Origin of the sequence: Martelella alba, from assembly GCF_006516955.1 — a bacterium.
Lineage (GTDB): Bacteria > Pseudomonadota > Alphaproteobacteria > Rhizobiales > Rhizobiaceae > Martelella > Martelella alba.
This window is the reverse complement of the sequence record NZ_VHLG01000003.1, coordinates 321,317-340,246: the sequence shown is the minus strand read 5'-3', so window position 1 is coordinate 340,246 and position 18,930 is coordinate 321,317. Positions and strand designations below refer to the sequence as shown.

Annotated in this window: 14 protein-coding genes; 6 read left to right on the top strand and 8 right to left on the bottom strand. The window is 58.7% G+C overall.

Annotated features, from left to right (window positions below):
- Positions 1–75 precede the first annotated feature (75 nt).
- Positions 76–1,779, top strand: coding sequence for an adenine deaminase (ade, locus tag FJU08_RS07955; protein ID WP_141148439.1), 1,704 nt, complete (start codon positions 76–78; stop codon positions 1,777–1,779).
- Between the two features lie 5 nt (positions 1,780–1,784).
- Here ade and FJU08_RS07950 read toward each other — a convergent pair whose 3' ends face one another.
- Positions 1,785–3,215, bottom strand: a complete 1,431-nt coding sequence (locus FJU08_RS07950) for a hypothetical protein (protein ID WP_141148438.1) — start codon at positions 3,213–3,215, stop codon at positions 1,785–1,787.
- 494 nt (positions 3,216–3,709) lie between these two features.
- Entirely contained in the window at positions 3,710–5,356 is a 1,647-nt protein-coding gene (gene bglA, locus FJU08_RS07945; RefSeq protein WP_141148437.1) for a beta-galactosidase BglA, read from the bottom strand.
- A 214-nt stretch (positions 5,357–5,570) separates the two neighbouring features.
- Between bglA and FJU08_RS07940 the strand changes: the two genes are divergently transcribed.
- Positions 5,571–6,611, top strand: coding sequence for a glycosyltransferase family 4 protein (locus FJU08_RS07940; protein ID WP_141148436.1), 1,041 nt, complete (start codon positions 5,571–5,573; stop codon positions 6,609–6,611).
- A gap of 101 nt (positions 6,612–6,712) precedes the next feature.
- Here the strand turns inward: FJU08_RS07940 and der are convergent, their stop codons facing one another.
- The 6 genes from der to FJU08_RS07910 all read right to left on the bottom strand — a co-directional run bounded on the left by der (position 6,713) and on the right by FJU08_RS07910 (position 13,102).
- Positions 6,713–8,140 carry a ribosome biogenesis GTPase Der gene (gene der / locus FJU08_RS07935; RefSeq protein ID WP_141148435.1) on the bottom strand — a complete coding sequence of 476 codons (1,428 nt, stop codon included), beginning with the start codon at positions 8,138–8,140 and terminating at the stop codon, positions 6,713–6,715.
- A 127-nt stretch (positions 8,141–8,267) separates the two neighbouring features.
- Positions 8,268–9,050, bottom strand: coding sequence for a tetratricopeptide repeat protein (locus FJU08_RS07930; protein WP_141148434.1), 783 nt, complete (start codon positions 9,048–9,050; stop codon positions 8,268–8,270).
- Positions 9,051–9,173: 123 nt separating this feature from the next.
- Positions 9,174–9,761 carry an NnrU family protein gene (locus FJU08_RS07925; protein ID WP_141148433.1) on the bottom strand — a complete coding sequence of 196 codons (588 nt, stop codon included), beginning with the start codon at positions 9,759–9,761 and terminating at the stop codon, positions 9,174–9,176.
- 84 nt (positions 9,762–9,845) lie between these two features.
- Positions 9,846–11,132, bottom strand: a complete 1,287-nt coding sequence (sbmA, locus tag FJU08_RS07920) for a peptide antibiotic transporter SbmA (RefSeq protein WP_141148432.1) — start codon at positions 11,130–11,132, stop codon at positions 9,846–9,848.
- A 126-nt stretch (positions 11,133–11,258) separates the two neighbouring features.
- Entirely contained in the window at positions 11,259–12,017 is a 759-nt protein-coding gene (gene map, locus FJU08_RS07915) for a type I methionyl aminopeptidase (protein ID WP_141148431.1), read from the bottom strand.
- Between the two features lie 41 nt (positions 12,018–12,058).
- Entirely contained in the window at positions 12,059–13,102 is a 1,044-nt protein-coding gene (locus FJU08_RS07910; protein ID WP_141148430.1) for an LLM class flavin-dependent oxidoreductase, read from the bottom strand.
- A gap of 273 nt (positions 13,103–13,375) precedes the next feature.
- Here FJU08_RS07910 and FJU08_RS07905 point away from each other — a divergent pair, with 273 nt between their 5' ends.
- From FJU08_RS07905 to xdhC, 4 genes are read left to right on the top strand one after another with little or no spacing between them, the layout of a single operon-like run.
- Positions 13,376–14,152, top strand: coding sequence for a 3-hydroxybutyrate dehydrogenase (locus FJU08_RS07905; protein WP_141148429.1), 777 nt, complete (start codon positions 13,376–13,378; stop codon positions 14,150–14,152).
- A 32-nt stretch (positions 14,153–14,184) separates the two neighbouring features.
- On the top strand, positions 14,185–15,645 hold the full coding sequence (xdhA, locus tag FJU08_RS07900; RefSeq protein WP_141148428.1) for a xanthine dehydrogenase small subunit: 1,461 nt from the start codon (positions 14,185–14,187) through the stop codon (positions 15,643–15,645).
- Position 15,646: 1 nt separating this feature from the next.
- Entirely contained in the window at positions 15,647–18,004 is a 2,358-nt protein-coding gene (gene xdhB, locus FJU08_RS07895; protein WP_141148427.1) for a xanthine dehydrogenase molybdopterin binding subunit, read from the top strand.
- Positions 18,001–18,807 (top strand): xanthine dehydrogenase accessory protein XdhC, encoded by an 807-nt coding sequence (xdhC, locus tag FJU08_RS07890; protein ID WP_141148426.1) that lies wholly within the window; start codon positions 18,001–18,003, stop codon positions 18,805–18,807. The genes xdhB and xdhC overlap by 4 nt, the downstream gene beginning before the upstream one ends.
- Positions 18,808–18,930: the final 123 nt, after the last annotated feature.

The following is an 18,930-nucleotide window of genomic DNA, read 5'->3' as shown; positions in this document are numbered from 1 at the left end:
TCTGCGCCGCCCCATTTTCAAGCCATGCGGCAGCCGCTAAACTGAGGCGAATCATCTGCGGCAGCCGGAGGTTCCATGGCCACGCTCGAAAACAGAATTGACCAGGCAACCGGACGTGAAAAGGCCGATATCGTCCTGAAGGGCGGGCGCTTTTTCGATCTTGTCACCGGCGAACTTGTGGCCTCCGACATTGCCCTTTGCGGCGATATGATCATCGGTACGGCTGAGACCTATGAAGGCACCCGCGAGATCGACATCTCCGGCCGCATTGTCGTTCCGGGCTTTATCGACACCCATCTTCACATCGAATCCTCACTCGTCACACCGCATGAATTCGATCGCTGTGTCCTGCCCTGCGGCGTCACGACGGTGATCTGCGATCCGCATGAAATCGCCAATGTCATCGGGGCAGAGGGCATCCGCTTCTTTCTCGAATCCTCGCTCGAAACGATCATGGACATCCGTGTGCAGCTGTCCTCCTGCGTACCGGCGACGCATCTGGAGACCTCCGGCGCAGACCTGCCCGTGGAAGCCCTGCTGCCGTTCCGCGATCACCCACAAGTGATCGGACTGGCGGAATTCATGAATTTTCCCGGTGTCGTCCACAAGGACCCGATCGCCATGGCCAAGCTGAAGGCTTTTGCCGGCGGCCATATTGACGGCCATGCGCCGCTTCTGTCGGGACGGGATCTCAACGCCTATATTTCGGCAGGCATTTCCACCGAGCATGAGGCAACAACGGCTGAGGAAGCGCTGGAGAAAATCCGCAAGGGCATGCATATCCTCATCCGCGAGGGTTCGGTATCCAAGGACCTTGCAGCGCTGACGCCGATCATCACCGAACGGCTTTCGCCCTATATCGCGCTTTGCACCGACGACCGGAATCCGCTTGATATCGCCGAACATGGCCATCTTGATTACATGATCCGCACCGCCATTTCCGCTGGCGCATCGCCGCTGGCGGTCTATCGCGCTGCCTCGATTTCAGCGGCCAGGGCTTTCGGTCTTTTCGATCGCGGCCTTGTTGCACCGGGAAAGCGTGCCGATCTCGTGGTCATAGACACGCTCGAGGACTGCCGGGCCGAAATGGTGTTTTCGGCAGGACGGTTGGTGAATGAGGCACTCTTTGATACCCGCAATCCCGTTGCGCCCGTTGGTCTTGATAGCGTGAAGGCGCAAACCGTTGCCCCGGCAGACTTTTCCATCGCGGCGCGAGACGGCGAATGGTCGGTAATCGGCGTTGTGCCGGGTCGCATCATCACCGAGCATCGCCGCTATCACCTGCCGAAATCCGGCAATGAGGCCAGTATCGATCTCGACAATGACATCATCAAGGTGGCGGTGATCGAACGCCACGGCAAGAATGGCAATCACGCCAATGGTTTCGTCCAGGGCTTCGGCCTGAAACGCGGCGCCATCGCCTCGACTGTTGGCCATGACAGCCACAATATCTGCGTCGTCGGAGTCGATGCTGATGATATGGCGCTCGCCGTCAACCGGCTGAAACAGATCCGCGGTGGCTTCGTCGTTGCCGAAGGCGGCAGGATCACCGGTGAGATCGCCCTGCCGATTGCCGGGCTGATGAGCCTTGATCCCTATGAGGCGGTGCGCGACAATCTCATCACCCTGCGGCAGGCGGCCTATGATCTCGGAACGACGCTGGAGGAGCCCTTCCTCCAGGTCGCATTTCTGCCGCTGCCGGTCATCCCGCATTTAAAGATTTCCGATCGCGGCATGGTCGATGTCGACAATTTCAGGCTTCTCGATCCGTCGGTCTGAACCTGTCAGGCCGTTTCGGCGAGACGCTGCTCGACCAGCGCCAGCTCATCTGCGCAAGCCGGGTCCTGCGCCAGAACCTGTGACAGCTGCACCAGAGCGGGGCGGCGCAGATCATCGGCATTTTGCGCTATCCGTTCAAGGAGCCGTTCGAAGACGGCAGGAAAGTCCAGCGGGGCGGCGTGTTTGCGCGACACCACGTTATCGATGAGGCCTTTTTGCACGTCGTTCCAGCAAAACGTGTCCGCAAGAATGCGCAGTCCGGGCTGCGTTCCGGGCGGAGAATAGTCTCGCCAGCCACGTGCCGGCACGTCATGTGAAACGGGCGGAGCCGCGTCGAGAATGCAATCATACAACCGGGCCTTTTGTACACTGTCACATGGGTTGACCATTCTATTCATCATTTCCCGAACAGGGACGTCCCATCGCTCAGGACAGGAACGGCTCATCGTGTTTATGAGTTGCATTAACCTCGCAACAGGAAACTGTTCTGGGCCTTGTCCCCAGCAAGCCAGTACAAATGCAATATGCGCAGATCCGACTGCTGCCCGTCCTGGTGAAAGCGTGGCCATTTCATCCATCAATGCATTGACCCGGCTTCTCTGCTGTTCGGGCGAGAACCCTCGACTGGAGAATGTCGCAAAGCAAATATCCTCAATCATGGACGTCCAAACATCCATTCGATCGATATTGCTGAGACTGTGAATGATTGCCCTGAAATCCCGGTCTGGTACATCCCCCCGCGCCGTCTGCGAGAGAACCCCGTAAAGTTGATGACGGATATCCTCGCTTTCGACCGGTTCAATCTTTCCGATCAACCGATGAATTCGCTCGCTCTGTGGACTACCCGGCGGCAACAAACAAAGATTTTCCGCAAGCGCAAGGCGATTGTCATCATAACTTCCGCCGCCTTCATCAATGCGACTTTCGAGCTTGTCATAGCTGGAACAGCGCAACTCTTCCGGCATCATTTTCAAGCTGTCAATCAAGCCGCTAAAGAGCGAGGGTTCAGAATATGGCGTCTTTCTCCCCTTGGCAGCAAGACGATCTGCTGTGTCGAGCACCGTCTGGAATGTGCCAGCATAATCACAGTCATCGTCTTCGTCATCGGTGATGCCAATCTTTGCCAACAGGCTTTGCTGCTGCATCAGGTTCAGTTTGTATTTGCGACCGTCGAGCGCGCGGCCATTGTCAATGATATTCAGAGCATGGTCCCGCATTTCCTTTCGGCTCAGATCAAAGTTGTCACTCAGCGGATTTGTGACACCATCCATAAGCTGTCGAAAACCGTGCTCCTGCCGATAATGAGGCGCGGGGTCAGCCAACGGGCTTCCAGATATGCTGCTCGGCAAAGCGCACACCAAAGACTCGATATCATCCCGGTCAAGCGAGCGGATAATAAGGTCAGAATGCTGTTTCAAAACCTTGGAGAGATTCATGTTGTCATCATGCCCAACATTGTCCGGGCTTTCGGGAACGGCCGGTCCGGCGCCAGTTCTTTCCGGGCCAGGTCTTTTGGGTGCAGACGGCCCGGCCTCACCATCAGAGCCTGAATATGTTGACGGGACAGTCCCGGACAAGCGTGTCGGCATCATATTTCAAGCTCCAATTGGCATATCCGAAAGAGTTGGACAGTTTTCCTGGCGTATTTCTAAAACAAGCCGGGATTTTGACTATCAGACGCGACTGAAACACTCTTCAAAAAGAGATCAAAGTACAGTTCCACGCGAAAATATTTCAACAAATTCGTTTTTATACAAATTTCTGCAAATACAGCATTCATAAATCCTGATACGGACGCCGCATGCGCCCTTCGTTCAGCATGGCTCATATCGCCACGCCGTCCGCATTGCTGCTGCAACATGATCAGGCCGGATCTACCGCTCAAACTTGGAGAGAATTCTCTGCGGTTTTCGGAACAGCCTGTTGATCGCTAAAGCTGTGCACAAAACCCGTCAAAAGCACCCAGATCAACACAGGCATCATTCATTTCCGCATACATGCCGGGAAGATCAAGTGGCTTCAGCCCATCCAGTAGAATGCCCGGTGTGAAACGTCGCGGCTCGTCAGCAAAATTATAGACGAACAGAAGCCGCTCTCCCCCGCTTTCACGCGTGAACGCCAGAATATCCTCGTCATCACTGTCGATGAAATCGATCTCGCCATCAAACATGGCTTCATGCTCGCGGCGAAAATCCAGCATCGCCCGGTAATGCATATAGACGCTTTCCGGCACGGCCGCCTGATCGGCCGCGGCAAGCGGCAGATGGTCTTCCGGCACCGGCAGCCAGGGTTTTCCAGATGAGAAGCCGGCATTGGCCTGTTTGCCATTCCATACCATCGGCGTGCGGCAACCGTCCCGACCCTTGAAGGCAGGCCAGAAGCGGATGCCATAGGGGTCGCGCAGATCTTCAAAGGCAAGCTCCGCCTGCGGCAGACCTAGTTCTTCACCCTGATAAAGGCAGACCGAGCCTTTGAGCGATGCGATGACCGAAAGCGCAAGCCTGGCAACCGGAACCCGCTCTGCCTCGCTTTTGGCAAAGCGGGAGACATGGCGGTCAACATCATGATTGGAAAAGGCCCAGCAGACCCAGCCATCTGCCACCACGTCGAAGAAATTAGTGACACAGCTGCGGATATGGGCGGGCGAGAAATGCGGCCCGAGGAAATCGAAGGTGTAGCACATATGCAGCTTGTCGCCGCCCGATGTGTAATCGGCCACCGTCTTCAGCGAACGCGCGCCATCTCCCACCTCGCCCACGGAAGTGCGATCGTCATATTCATCAAGCAAAGCGCGGAAACGCTGCAGGAAGCCGATATTCTCCGGTCGCGTCTTGTCAAAAATATGCTGCTGAAAACCATAGGGGTTCACGTCCGGCGCATCGAGCCCCGTGGGGCCGAGCTCTCCGTCAACAGCCGGGTTGTCCCGCAGTTCGGCATCGCAGAAATAGTAGTTGACCGTATCGAGACGGAAGCCGTCAACACCGCGCTCCAGCCAGAACCGCACCGTGTCCAGCAGCGCATCCTGCACCGCTTCACAGTGGAAATTCAGATCCGGCTGCGAGGCGAGGAAGTTGTGCATGTAATATTGCTTGCGCACGCCGTCCCATTCCCAGGCAGGCCCGCCGAAGACAGACATCCAGTTATTGGGCGCGGTACCATCCGGCTTGGCATCGGCCCAGACGAACCAGTCCGCCCTGTCATTGTCCTTTGACGAGCGGCTTTCGGCAAACCAGGGATGTTTGTCGGATGTATGGGAGAGAACCTGATCGATGATCACCTTCAGCCCGAGCCGGTGCGCTTCACCGACCAATGCATCGAAATCCGCAAGCGTGCCGAACATCGGATCAACATCGCAATAATCGGAAACGTCATAGCCCATGTCAGCCATTGGCGACTTGAAGAAGGGGGAGAGCCAGATCGCATCGACACCGAGTTCAGCGACATAGGAGAGCCGTCGGGTAATGCCTTTCAGATCGCCAATGCCATCGCCGCTCGTATCCTGAAACGAACGCGGATAGATCTGGTAGATCACCCCGCCACGCCACCAGAGGTGCTTGCCGTCCTGTTCCTTGCTCATGCCCTATCCCCGCTTGTCTGTCTGCGCCTGAGACTATAGATGGCGCAGCCTGTCGTAAATGTGTCGATTGCCGATGATGGTGCTGTGCAGCATGACAGCGCAGCCGAGTCTGGAACGGCTTACGCAACCTTATGTAATAAAACCATCATCATTCGCGGATAACACGGCGTAACCGCCAGAACTGGCAGCCACGTTCCCGAATCGGAAAGCCCGAATGACGAAACAGAGCGATGCGCCAAGCCGATTGACCATCATCTCCGATGCCTGGCATCCACAGGTCAACGGCGTCGTCCGCTCGATCGAAAACACCAATGCCGAGCTCGAAAAGCGCGGCATTTTGATTTCGATGATCACCCCCAACCTGTTTCGCAGCATGCCGATGCCCACCTATCCCGAGATCCGGCTGGCACTGGCGGGCTACCGGCGGGTCAGTGCCGCAATCCGAAAAACAGAGCCCGATTATGTTCATATCGCCACGGAAGGCCCGCTGGGTCTGAAAGCACGGCGCTGGTGCCTAAAGAACGGCATCCCTTTTACCACCAGTTATCACACCCGTTTTCCCGAATATGTCTCGGCGCGTTTTCCGGTGCCGATCAGCCTGCTTTACCGCTTCATGCGCTGGTTTCACAATTCCGGCAATGGCTGCATGGTGGCAACCGACAGTCTGGCGAAAGAGCTTGAAGCGCGGGGACTGAAAAACCTGATGCGCTGGAGCCGCGGCATCGACCACACGCTGTTTCACCCGCGGGAACGCGAGGAACGCCCATTCGGCCTTCATCGCCCGATCTTCATGACGGTGTCACGCGTGGCGGTGGAGAAAAACCTGCCGGCCTTTCTCGATCTCGACCTGCCGGGCACAAAGGTTGTGGTGGGCGACGGCCCGGCACGTGAAGCGCTGCAGGAGGCCCATCCCGATGTCCACTTCACCGGTATGCTGCATGGCGAAGCGCTGGCGCGCGCCTATGCACAGGCCGATGTCTTCGTGTTCTCGTCAAAGACCGACACTTTCGGCAATACCATCATCGAGGCGCTGGCAAGCGGCGTTCCTGTTGCCGCCTTTCCCGTCACCGGCCCGCTCGACATTCTCAACGGGCGCAAGGATGCCGGAGCGCTGGATGATGATCTCGCAAAGGCAGCACTGCGGGCGCTGACCTTATCAAAAGAGGCAGCAATTGCACTCTCGCAACATTATTCATGGCAGGCGGCCGCAACACAGTTTTACGACAATATCCGTAGCGCCCACGATAATGTCTGAGCTTACAGCATCGGCCCGAAAATCGATTTCGATTTTCGGGCCGATGCGTAGTTTCAATGGGTTAGAGCGTCCTTTGTGCATCCGAATGGATGCACGGCGCTCTAGCGCTTTTTGCGGCGCTTGTGCTCAAACGGATTGTCGCCTGCCCGGAAATAGAGCCGGATCGGCACGCCGGGCATGTTGAAATCATTGCGCAAGCCGTTGATCAGATAGCGGGTATAGCTTTCCGGTACGGCATCGGGACGGGTACAGGAGATCATGAAGCCCGGCGGACGGGTCTTCATCTGCGTCATGTACTTCATCTTCAGGCGACGGCCGGAAACGGCCGGTGGCGGATGGGAGACCTGCTGGCCATCGAGCCAGCGATTGAGCCTGGCCGTCGAGATGCGGCTGTTCCAGACCCGGTCGGTATCGGCGATTGCCTGCATCAGCTTGTCCAGCCCGGTCCCGCGTTCCCCCGAAACCGTGACGGCACGAATGCCGCGCGCCTGCGGCAGAAGACGCTCGGTCTTTTCCCTGAGCTCGCTCAGCAATGCCTGCTGATCCTCGATCAGATCCCATTTGTTGAAGGCCAGCACGGCGGCGCGGCCCTCGCGGATCACCAGATCAACGATCTGCAGATCCTGTTTTTCAAACGGGATCGTCGCGTCGAAGACAATGACCACACATTCGGCAAAGCGGATGGCGCGAAGCGTATCGGCAACCGACAATTTTTCGAGCTTTTCGATCACTCGCGCCTTACGGCGCATGCCAGCAGTATCGAAGAGCTTGATCGGCCGGCCGCGCCATTCCCACTCAACCGAGATCGAATCGCGGGTAATCCCGGCCTCAGGCCCGGTCAACAGCCGGTCTTCGCCGAGATAGCGGTTGATCAGCGTCGATTTTCCGGCATTGGGGCGGCCGACAATGGCCACGCGAAGCGGCTTCTTGTCATCATAGGCCGGCGCTGCATCCGGGTCGTCGGCCTCTTCCTTGGTCAGCATGACATCGGTCAGCGCCTCGTCGACCGGCTCTTCCTTGGGGAAGGCACGCTCCTCACCAATCGCTGCAATGATCGCATCGCGCAGATCGGTCATGCCCTGGCCATGCTCAGCCGAAATCGGGCATGGTTCACCAAGACCAAGCGTGAAGGCGTCGTAGAAGCCGGCATCGGAACCGCGTGCTTCGGACTTGTTGGCAACCAGCACGACCGGCTTGCCGCGACGGCGCAACATATCGGCCAGCGTGTTGTCGGCCGGGGTCAACCCCATCTTCGCGTCAACGATGAACAGCGACAGGTCGGCCTCATCGATCGCCGCTTCCGTCTGCGCGCGCATGCGGCCCGGCAGCGTGTCGGCACCGGCCTCTTCAAGACCTGCCGTGTCGATGATGGTGAAACGGAGATCGTAAAGCTTGGCCTCGCCCGGACGACGGTCACGGGTCACACCCGGCGTATCGTCGACAATGGCGATCTTCTGCCCGACGAGCCGGTTGAACAGCGTCGACTTGCCGACATTCGGACGCCCGACGATGGCAACCTTGAAGCTCATGATGGTTCTTCCCTTAAAACGCAAACATTTCCGCTTTTCCCTGAAAAGCGAAAATGCGCCAACTCTTTGATTTGCGCAATGCGGGAGAGAACCTCTGTTCCCCTGTCCCGAAATCGCGCTCTAAGGCTTAGTTCGTGCCGCTATCTGCCTTGGCGTCGCCGTCAGTCGACTGATCATCGGCGGACTGGCTTTCATCTGCAGCAGCCGGTGACTGGTCTACGACGGCAGGTGCCGCATCCGGCTTGGTGTCGCCATCGGCAGCCATCACATCAAGCACGATCTGGGCGCGATTGAGGATATTCACCGGCGCCTGGCTGTCAGCGGTAATTTCATCGAAAAGCTGCTTGGCTTCATCATAATTGCCGTTGCGGAAGGCGGAAAGGCCGAGGATTTCCCGCGCCGAAAAGCGGAACGGATTGCCGTCAACCGCCAGTTCCTCGACCTCGGAGGACACCTGATCGTAGGTGCCGGTATCCACCAGCAGCCAGCCGGCACGCAGCTTTGCAGCCTGACGAAGCGCTTCGGGTATCCCGCGATCCTTGCCAATGGCGGAGAAGGCCGAAACGGCAGCGGCCGTATCGCCATTCTGCTCCAGAAGCGTTGCCGCACGCAGCTTGGCCAGCACCGGATAGTCGCCATGGCCGGAGGCTTCAAGTTCGGCCAGCGTCTTCTTGGCAGCATCGTTGTCGCCAGCCTTGATCTGGTTCAGCGCCGTCATGAAGATATCGCCGGAGCTTGCCGCCTTGCGGTCCTGCCAATATTCATAACCGCGCCATGCGGCGGTGCCGACAACGGCCAGAACGGCGAGCGCAATGAGATAGCGGCCATAGCGGCGCCAGGCGTCGCGCATCCGGTCGGAGCGCAGTTCCTCATTGACTTCGCGGATAAAGCTGTCGTTCTGGTTGGCCATATTCTACCTACTCCGGCACCGATAAATCATGTTCCAGTGCCGGGCCTTCTAGCCTATTTTTTGGCTGTTGTAAGGACAAAATGCCTGAACGGGACGGAATGTCCCGGCAATTTGATGTATTTTTCAAGCGGCAAAGCTGATCGGCAGGCCAATCAGCCAGAGATGCAGCTTCCAGACGAACAGTCCCCAGAGTACCAGACCAAGCACGATGGCATAAAGATCGTAACGTGCGGACACGAAGGGCTTGCGCGTCAAGAGGCCCGCCCGCTCACGCCGGGCAAGGGCAATCCGCAGGATGACGGCCCAGATCAGGATACCGGCAAACAGGATCACCGACGCCGTTTCGCCATTGGCAAGCAGATGCGCGAATGCCCAGACTTTGACCGAAACCACCATCGGATGCTTCATCACACGGGCGATATGGCCGGGCGGAAAGAAGCTGGCAGACAGACAGATCATCGCGATCAGCATCAGAAGAATGGTGATATGCGCCATCCAGAACGGCGGCGTATAAAGAACGCCGGTGACCTGCCGGGCCTGACCGAATGACCAGACCATGAAGACAAAGGCGGCCAGTGCCGCAATCGAGAAGACCCCGCGCCAGCCCTTCTCGCCCAGCCGGTCGATCATCTGCTGGCGAAAAGCCGGCGCGAAAGCATGAATGAGATGCAGAAGCGTGAAAACAAGAACGGCGACGACGAGCATTGCCATGGAGAACCCCTCTTCCAAGGACCGGATATCTGGCGCTCACACTAGCTGCGAAAACGCGCAATTTGAAGCGGCCTGATGCCGCAATCAGGGACCGGGCCGGGTTCTTGTCACCGAACTGGCGGGATCCTGATGGGGGGCCATATATTGCTCCTGCTCAATCTCGGGCAGATCAATGCCTTCAATAGCGGCCTCGAAGGATCGCAGACGTTTGTGGATCGACAGAAGTTCGACGATCGTTGTCCAGGAATTCACCAGATACTGGAAGGAATTAGAGACCTGACCGAAAGCGGTGGAAATCTGGTTGAAGATGCCGAGCGTGATCGTGCCGCTGACAATGGTCGGCACCAGGATCGCGGTTGAAAAGATATTGTCGGCATTGATGAAGAAGGACCGGGCGAGATTGAAATAGGTGTAGTGGAAATAGAGCCGGAAATAGTTCTTCCGGACATTGGTGAACAACTCTTTCAGCGTCAGCGGTTCAGCGCGGTTCTCATAGTCCTCGCCCAGCACCAACTCCTTACGGTAGGCGGCCTCGACACGCTGGTTGCGAAACTCAAGCCCCGGCAGCTTGATGCCGACTGCGGCCAGAAAAACCGTGCCGAAAAGGGACCAGATGATTGCCGCGGTGAAGAGCGGCGCGGGAATGGCGCCGACGATCGGCAGCACCTTCACATAGCTTGAAAGGGCAAACAGCACCGGCAGGAAGGCGATCAGCGTCATGACCGCGTTGATCATCGATACACCCAGCCCTTCCATGATGGTGGCGAAACGCATCGTGTCTTCCTGGATACGCTGGGAAGCACCTTCGATATGGCGGACCTTGGGCCACAGGCTGACATAGTAATCATTCATCGCCGTGCGCCAGCGGAACACATAATGGCTGACAAAAAAACGCTGAAAGGCAAAGACGGTGATGGCAACGGCGGCGATCTCGGCAAAGATCACAAAGAGCGAATAGAAATCGCCCACCGTGACCCCTTGCTTGCCCTCAAAAGCCTTCTGCAACATGTCGCCGTAAAGCCGGTTCCAGTTATTGAGCGCGACCGAAACCTGCACGGAAAAATAGGTAATGAAGATAATCAGCGACGAGCCCCAGATCGACCAGAGCTGCCAGCGGTGATTGCCGCCCATGAACCACCAGGCGGCACCGAATGTCAGCGTGAAAAACGCGTAATAGAGATAGAACCAGACGAAATCCGCCGTGACGAAATAGCCAAGCCCTGCACGGTTCTGGTCTTCCGGCGACAGCGCGAAACCGAGATTGATGCCGATCTGCTGACCGATCGTATACCATGAGACAACGCCGATCAGCGCCCAGATAACGGCAGATGAGAAAAGCAGATGCGGCTTCGGAAAAAACGACTGGAACAAGAAAACACCTTCTGAAAATGCTGCGTGCAGGGCGCGATTATACGCAACTGAACCAGCAATTCAGGCAAGAAATAGTATGTAAACATTAATATTTCGAAATGGTGTTTTCCGCCATACCTACCGCTTTTAGCTAACCCCGTCGGGAAGCGTCAGGATCAGCGGCCCGTTCCGGGTCGCGACCAGCGTGTGCTCGTATTGCACGGTCAAGGCCCGCGGCTGGCTGTAGAGGATCCACTCTTCGTCCTCTTCCTCCGCCCATTCAGCCCCGAGCGACAGAAAGGGCTCGATGGTGAAAACCTGGCCTTCGGCGATCTGGCGCCGGTCGCTGCGATCCGGCCAGGTCGACAGCTCCGACGGCTCTTCATGCAGCGAGCGGCCGATACCATGGCTGGCAAGGTTCTGGATCAGCGTATAATGGTTCTTGCGGGCAAATTTGCCGATCGCATCGCCGATCGCGCCGAAACGGGCACCCGGCTTGACCTGATTGATGCCGACCCACATGGCCCGCCTGCCATCCCGGCAGAGTTTGGAGACCCGCGAGGAGACTGGAGGAACGGCGAAAGATGAGCCGGTATCGCCAAAGAAGCCGTTCTTTTCGCCCGAAACGTCGAGATTGACGAGATCGCCAGCGCCGATCACCCGATCACCCGGAATGCCGTGGGCAACCTCCTCGTTTACCGAAATGCAGGTCGCGCCAGGAAAGGCATAGCAGACCTCAGGCGCCGAGCGCGCATCATGATCTTCCAGCACCTTGCGCCCAATCAGATCGAGTTCACGCGTGGTGATGCCGGGTTCCAGCGCCTCTGCCATGGTTTTCACAGCCAGCGCGCAGATCTGCCCGATCTCCCTTAATGCCTCGAGTTCTGCTTCGGTTTCTACAATCATTTCAGTCCTTTCCAAACCTGGCGAAAAAATACCGCCAGGCCCTATGCCTTATCGTCGGCCAGCATGTCGCGCACCATCGGCGCCGTCTTCGTGGCAAAAAGTTCGATCGCCCGCATCAGTTCATCATGCGGCACGAGACCGACTGCCATCTGCAGCATGAAACGGTCAAGCCCGAAAATCCGGGCATGGGCGACGATCTTTTTCGCCAGACCTTCCGGTTCACCGACGAAAAGCGCGCCTTCCGGCCCGGTCGAGGCATCGAACTGTGCCCTCGATGTCGGCCCCCAGCCGCGCTCGCGGCCAAGCCGGTTCATCACGGCGGCCTGCGGTGCGTAGAAAATGTCGCGTGCTCTCTCCGCCGTTTCAGCGACGAAGCCATGAACCGAAATCCCGCGCTTCAGGCTCTTTTGGTCATGGCCCGCCTGTTCGGCAGCCCGGGCGTAAAGATCGAAAAGCGGCGCAAACCGGCGTGGCTGGCCACCGAGAATGGCGATGATCAGCGGCAGGCCGAGAAAGCCCGCCCGCGCCATGGATTGCGGCGTGCCGCCAGCGGCAATCCAGACCGGCAGCGGGTTCTGAACCGGACGCGGATAGATGCCCTGCCCGGTCAGGGGCGGCCGTGTCTCACCCGACCATGTGACATGTTCGTTGTCACGGATCTTCAGCAGCAGATCGAGCTTTTCGGCATAGAGCTGATCATAATCTTCCAGCGCATGGCCGAAGAGCGGGAAGGATTCGATGAAGGAGCCGCGCCCGGCCATGATTTCCGCCCGGCCGCCGGAAATGAGATCAACGGAGGAAAATTGCTGGAACACCCGAACCGGATCATCGGACGACAGGATGGTGACCGCACTGGTGAGCCTGATCTTTTTGGTTGTGGCGGCAGCGGCCGCCAGCACCGTTGCCGGAGACGACACCAGATAATCGACCCGGTGATGCTCACCGACGCCGAAGACATCGAGACCAAGCTCGTCAGCCAGACTGATCTCTTCCAACAGGTTCTTCATCCGCCGTTCGGCTTCCCGTCCGCGATCAATGCCGTCAGCGGGATCGACATCGGCAAAGGTGAAAATTCCAAGTTCCATGCTGGCTCCGAAGAATATTGTTTCTTTTGCACCACAATATCGTTCACGACTGACAGAAGAGAAGAGGCTGAAAAGCACCAATCGGTGAACACTGTTTTCACGCAGACGAGCAGCTGCGATGCCAAAAAGCGCGCGCACTGCCAGCAAAATAACGCTTGAAACTTGGCCTGCGCTTGACGCATCGCAGATTGAAAGCGCCGCGCAATACGCTTAACGTGGAAGGGATACGCCCTGCCATAGCAGAGCGGGGAATGGATTGAGGAGACATTCTGAATGGCACGCAGTGTAGTAATTACGGGTTCGACAAGCGGCATCGGGCTGGGCATCGCCGAAGGCTTTGCCAAGGCTGGTGACAATATTGTTCTGAACGGCTTTGGTAAGGAGGAGGATATCAATCAGGCAGTTGCCCGCATCGGCAGTCTCGGCGATGGCGCAGTGATCTACCATCCGGCCGACATGACCAAGCCGGAAGAGATTGCCGACCTGATCGCAACAGCGGAGCGCACCTTCGGCGGCCTTGATGTGCTGGTCAATAATGCCGGCATTCAGTTTGTCAGCCCGGTTGAGGATTTCCCGACGGAAAAATGGGATCAGATCATTGCCATCAACCTGTCGAGTGCCTTCCACACGATCCATCACGCCGTGCCGATCATGAAGAAGGCCGGCAAGGGGCGGATCATCAATCTCGTTTCCGCCCACGGCCTTGTCGCCTCGCCGTTCAAATCGGCCTATGTCGCCGCCAAGCATGGCGTGATGGGGCTGAGCAAGACGGTGGCGCTGGAACTGGCAACCTTCGGCATCACCTGCAATTCGATCTGCCCCGGCTATGTGCTGACGCCGCTGGTCGAAAAGCAGATCCCCGATACGGCAAAGGCGCGCGGCATTACCGAGGAGGAGGTCAAGCAGAATGTGCTGCTGGCCGCCCAGCCAACCAAGGAATTCGTCACCACCGGAGAGATTGCAGCCGCAGCGCTGTTTCTCGCCAGCGATGACGCAAAGCAGATCACAGGTACACATATTTCGATCGACGGAGGCTGGACGGCCCAATAGGCCGCCCAGCCTCCCTTTAGCAGGAAGTTTTGATGACGATCCGTTTCATACTCAATGACGAAGCTATCGCGCTGGAGACTTTGGCTCCAACCGAGACGCTGCTCGATTTTCTCCGGCTGAAAAAACGCCTGACCGGCTCCAAGGAAGGCTGCGCAGAAGGTGATTGCGGTGCCTGCACCGTGCTTGTCGGCAGGCTTTCGGGCGGCAGGCTGGTTTATGAGACGGTCAATTCCTGCATCCGCTTTGTCGCCTCGCTCAACGCCACCCATGTGGTGACGGTGGAGCATCTGGCGGCAGGCGGCACATTGCATCCCGTGCAACAGGCCATGGTTGACATGCATGGTTCCCAATGCGGCTTCTGCACGCCGGGCATCGTCATGTCGCTTTATGCGCTGTGGATGGAAAACGAAAACCCCTCGCGGGCGGCGATTGAAAAGGCGTTGCAGGGCAATCTCTGTCGCTGCACCGGCTATGAGCCCATCATCAAGGCGGCGGAGCGCGCCGCCGCCACCCGCCCGGACGCGGCTTTCGATGCCATTGCCCGCGAGCGTGACAGCGTGATCACCGCGCTTGAAGCGCTGAAGCAGCACGAAACCATCACCATCGGCGATGGCAAGAGCCGCGCCATCATTCCCGCTACGCCGGACGATCTTGCCGCAGTGCTCGCCCGTGAGCCGGCGGCCACCATCGTCGCCGGTTCCACCGATGTCGGACTTTGGGTCACCAAGCAGATGCGGCCGCTCGACCCGGTGGTGTTCATCAACCATATCGAGGCGCTGCAGACCATCAGCGAGAGCGATACGGAGATCACCATCGGCGCTGGCGTCACTTATTCGGAGGCCTTCCCGGTTCTGGCGAAAGCAATCCCGGCACTGGGCAGGCTGATCGACCGGATCGGCGGCCAGCAGGTGCGCAATATGGGCACGATCGGCGGCAATATCGCCAATGGTTCGCCGATCGGCGACACCCCGCCAGCCCTGATCGCCCTTGGTGCAACGGTGACGCTGGCATCGACTGCAGGCCGCCGCACATTGCCGCTTGAAGATTTCTTCATCGAATACGGCAAGCAGGACCGCGCGCCCGGCGAATTTGTGGAAGCCATCACAGTGCCGAAACCCGCGACCGGCAGCCATTACGCCGTCTACAAGCTATCCAAGCGCCGGGAAGAGGATATTTCCGCAGCTTGCGGCGCCTTCTTCCTCACCCTTGCCGGGGATGCCACGGTGAAAGAGATCCGCATCGCCTTTGGCGGCATGGCCGGAACGCCGAAGCGGGCGAGCCATGTCGAGGCTGCCCTTGCAGGCAAGCCATGGAGCGAAGAGGTGATCGAGACCGTGCGCGCCGCCTTTGAAAGCGATTTCACCCCGCTCTCCGACTGGCGCGCCACATCGGCCTATCGGATGCTGACGGCGAAGAACCTTCTGACCCGCTTCTTCCTCGAAACCACAGGCGAGCGCCAGGAACTCGTCCGCTTTGAAACCGCGGAGGTGTGAAATGGACAAGTCCGCCAATGACATGATCGTCAGCAAGACCCGCATCAGCGGTGGAATGCATGATCCGCGCCGCCATGACTCGGCCCACAAGCATGTGGCTGGCGCCGCCGAATATATCGACGATATCCCCGAACCCCAGGGGCTGCTCCATGTCGGCCTCGGCCTTTCGGACCGGCCGCATGCCGAGATCATCGACATGGATCTTGCCGCCGTTGAAAAGGCACCGGGTGTCGTCTGTGTCCTGACGGCGAAGGACCTGCCGGGCGTCAACGATATCTCGTCTGCCGGGATCGGCGATGAGCCGCTGTTTGCCGACACGAAAGTGGAATATCACAGCCAGATCATCTTTGCGGTTGTCGCCGAGACCCGCGCGCTCGCACGTTCGGCAGCGCGGCTGGCGAAGATCATCTATCGCGATCTGCCCTTCTGGACCAATGTGCGCGATGCGATTGCCGCCGATGCGCCCAATGTCTGCACGCCGATGACGCTGCAGCGCGGCGATGTGAAAGAGGCGCTTGCCCGCGCAAAGCACCGCATCACGGCGGAAATGGAAATTGGCGGTCAGGAGCATTTCTATCTGGAAAGCCAGATCTCCATGGCGATCCCCGGCGAAGACGATGAGGTTTCCGTCTGGGCCTCAACCCAGCATCCAAGCGAGATCCAGCATATTGTCGGCCATATCCTGCACATCCCGTCCCATGCCGTAACCGTGTTCCAGCGCCGCATGGGCGGTGGCTTCGGCGGCAAGGAAACGCAGGGCAACGCCTTTGCCGCAATTGCAGCGCTCGCCGCCAAAAAGCTCAACCGCGCCGTCAAGATCCGCCCGGATCGCGATGAAGACATGGCGATCACCGGCAAGCGCCACGACTTCGTGACATCCTATGATATCGGCTTTGACGAAAACGGCATGATCGAGGCGGTGGATGCGACCTTTGCCGCACGCTGCGGCTTTTCTGCCGATCTGTCAGGCCCGGTCACCGACCGCTCGCTGTTTCACGCGGATTCGTCCTATTACCTGCCAAATGTGCATCTGGTCTCCCGGCCGCTGAAAACCCATACCTGCTCCAACACCGCCTATCGCGGCTTTGGCGGTCCGCAGGGCATGGTGCTCGGCGAAAGGCTGGTGGAAGAAATCGCCTATGCGCTCGGCAAGGATCCACTCGATATCCGCAAGGCCAATTTCTACGGTCAGCCGGGTTCCGGCCGGGATGTGACGCCATACTATCAGACGGTGGAGGACAACATCATCCTGCGCCTGGTCGAGGAGCTGGAACGCTCGAGCGATTACCGCGCCCGCCGTCAGGCGATCATCGACTTCAACAAGACGAGCCGGGTGATCAAGAAGGGCATTGCCCTCACCCCGGTCAAGTTCGGCATTTCCTTCACGCTGACCTCATCCAATCAGGCCGGCGCGCTGGTGCATGTCTATCAGGATGGCTCCGTGCAGCTCAATCATGGCGGCACGGAAATGGGTCAGGGCCTGTACGTCAAGGTCGCACAGGTGGTCGCCGATGTGTTCCAGATCGATCTGGAGCGGGTGAAGATCACCGCCACCACGACCGGCAAGGTGCCCAACACCGCACCGACGGCAGCCTCGTCCGGCGCCGATCTCAATGGGGCGGCGGCCTTCAACGCCGCAACCCAGATCAAGGACCGGCTGATCGCCTTTGCCGCCGAAACCTTCAAGGTGAAGCCGGAAGAGGTGGAATTTCTGCCCAACCGGGTCAGGATCGGCGATGAGGAAATCCCCTTTGGCGAACTTGCCAAACGCGCCTACGGCGGCCGCGTACAGCTCTCGGCAGCGGGCTTTTACAAGACGCCCAAGATCCACTGGGACCGCGCGGCCGGTCGCGGCCGCCCGTTCTTCTACTATGCTTACGGCGCCTCCTGCACCGAAGTCTCGATCGACACGCTGACCGGCGAATATCTGATGGAGCGTGCCGATATCCTTCACGATGTTGGCCGCTCGCTCAATCCGGCGATTGATATCGGCCAGATCGAAGGCGGTTATATCCAGGGTCTCGGCTGGCTGACGACGGAAGAATTGTGGTGGGACAATAAGGGCCGGCTCAGAACCCATGCGCCCTCCACCTACAAGATCCCGCTGGCCTCCGACCGGCCGAAGATCTTCAACGTCGCGCTTACTGATTTCTCGCCCAATATCGAGGAAACCATCGGCCGCTCCAAGGCCGTCGGCGAACCGCCCTTCATGCTGGCGATCTCGGCACTTGAGGCACTGGATATGGCGGTGGCCTCGGTGGCGGATTACTCCGTCTGCCCGCGGCTCGATGCCCCGGCAACGCCCGAACGCGTGCTGATGGCGGTTGAGCGGATGAAGGCGGTGCGGAGCGGACAATGATCACCGTCGATGGCCTTACGGCCTGGATTGCGCGTGAGGCACCGGCGGTGATGGTCACCATCGCCGGTGTGAAAGGCTCCTCCCCGCGTGAACAGGGCGCCTATATGCTGGTGTCAAAAACGGAGCTTTTCGGCACGATCGGCGGCGGTCAGCTGGAATTCATCGCCATTAATCACGCCCGCAGGCTGCTTGGCGGGGCGGATGGCGAGCACCTGCTCGATATCCCGCTCGGACCCGAGATTGGTCAGTGCTGCGGCGGGCGGATTGCACTATCCTTTGCTAAGGCCGACGAAGTCGCCATCAACAGCCTTGCCGCACAGGCGCGGGCCGAATCCGCCGGTAATCCGCATGTAGCCATTTTCGGTGGCGGCCATGTCGGTGCAGCCCTTGCCACAGCGCTGGCGCCGCTGCCGATGAATGTCCGCCTCGTCGAGACCCGTGCGGAAACACTGAAGGGCCTGCCTGATGCAGTCACGCCGCGTCTTGTTGCCGTGCCTGAGGCCGAGATTGCTGCCCTGCCCCCCGGCAGCGCCGTTGTCATCCTCACCCATGACCATGCGCTGGATTTTCTGATTGCGGTTGAAGCCCTCAAACGCGGTGATCTAGCCTATTGCGGCATGGTCGGCTCGAAAACCAAGCGCGCCACCTTTGCAAGCCACGCCCGTGAGGCGGGCCTGTCCGACGCTTCTATTGCAAATCTGGTGCTGCCAATCGGCGGCGCCGTTGTCAGGGACAAGCGGCCGGAGGTTATCGCCGCCATGGTGGCAGCTGAACTTTTGACCGTTTTTTCTGCAGCATCCTGAGGCATTCTGCCCGAAGACAAGGCATTTACGCGCTCCACTCCCGGCAATTGCACGCCAACGTAAAACAGAGCTTTTTTTCTCGCGCGAAATTGCGCAAGATCACAATAAGTTCATATTCGGGGG

Bases quoted from the DNA above. Each gene is read 5' to 3' on its own strand.
- bglA (WP_141148437.1), bottom strand. From the start codon at position 5,356: ATGAGCAAGGAACAGGACGGCAAGCACCTCTGGTGGCGTGGCGGGGTG.
- FJU08_RS07925 (WP_141148433.1), bottom strand. From the start codon at position 9,761: ATGGCAATGCTCGTCGTCGCCGTTCTTGTTTTCACGCTTCTGCATCTC.
- xdhC (WP_141148426.1), top strand. From the start codon at position 18,001: ATGATCACCGTCGATGGCCTTACGGCCTGGATTGCGCGTGAGGCACCG.
- FJU08_RS07930 (WP_141148434.1), bottom strand. From the start codon at position 9,050: ATGGCCAACCAGAACGACAGCTTTATCCGCGAAGTCAATGAGGAACTG.
- xdhB (WP_141148427.1), top strand. From the start codon at position 15,647: ATGGACAAGTCCGCCAATGACATGATCGTCAGCAAGACCCGCATCAGC.
- der (WP_141148435.1), bottom strand. From the start codon at position 8,140: ATGAGCTTCAAGGTTGCCATCGTCGGGCGTCCGAATGTCGGCAAGTCG.
- ade (WP_141148439.1), top strand. From the start codon at position 76: ATGGCCACGCTCGAAAACAGAATTGACCAGGCAACCGGACGTGAAAAG.
- FJU08_RS07950 (WP_141148438.1), bottom strand. From the start codon at position 3,215: ATGAATCTCTCCAAGGTTTTGAAACAGCATTCTGACCTTATTATCCGC.
- FJU08_RS07905 (WP_141148429.1), top strand. From the start codon at position 13,376: ATGGCACGCAGTGTAGTAATTACGGGTTCGACAAGCGGCATCGGGCTG.
- xdhA (WP_141148428.1), top strand. From the start codon at position 14,185: ATGACGATCCGTTTCATACTCAATGACGAAGCTATCGCGCTGGAGACT.
- FJU08_RS07940 (WP_141148436.1), top strand. From the start codon at position 5,571: ATGACGAAACAGAGCGATGCGCCAAGCCGATTGACCATCATCTCCGAT.
- FJU08_RS07910 (WP_141148430.1), bottom strand. From the start codon at position 13,102: ATGGAACTTGGAATTTTCACCTTTGCCGATGTCGATCCCGCTGACGGC.
- map (WP_141148431.1), bottom strand. From the start codon at position 12,017: ATGATTGTAGAAACCGAAGCAGAACTCGAGGCATTAAGGGAGATCGGG.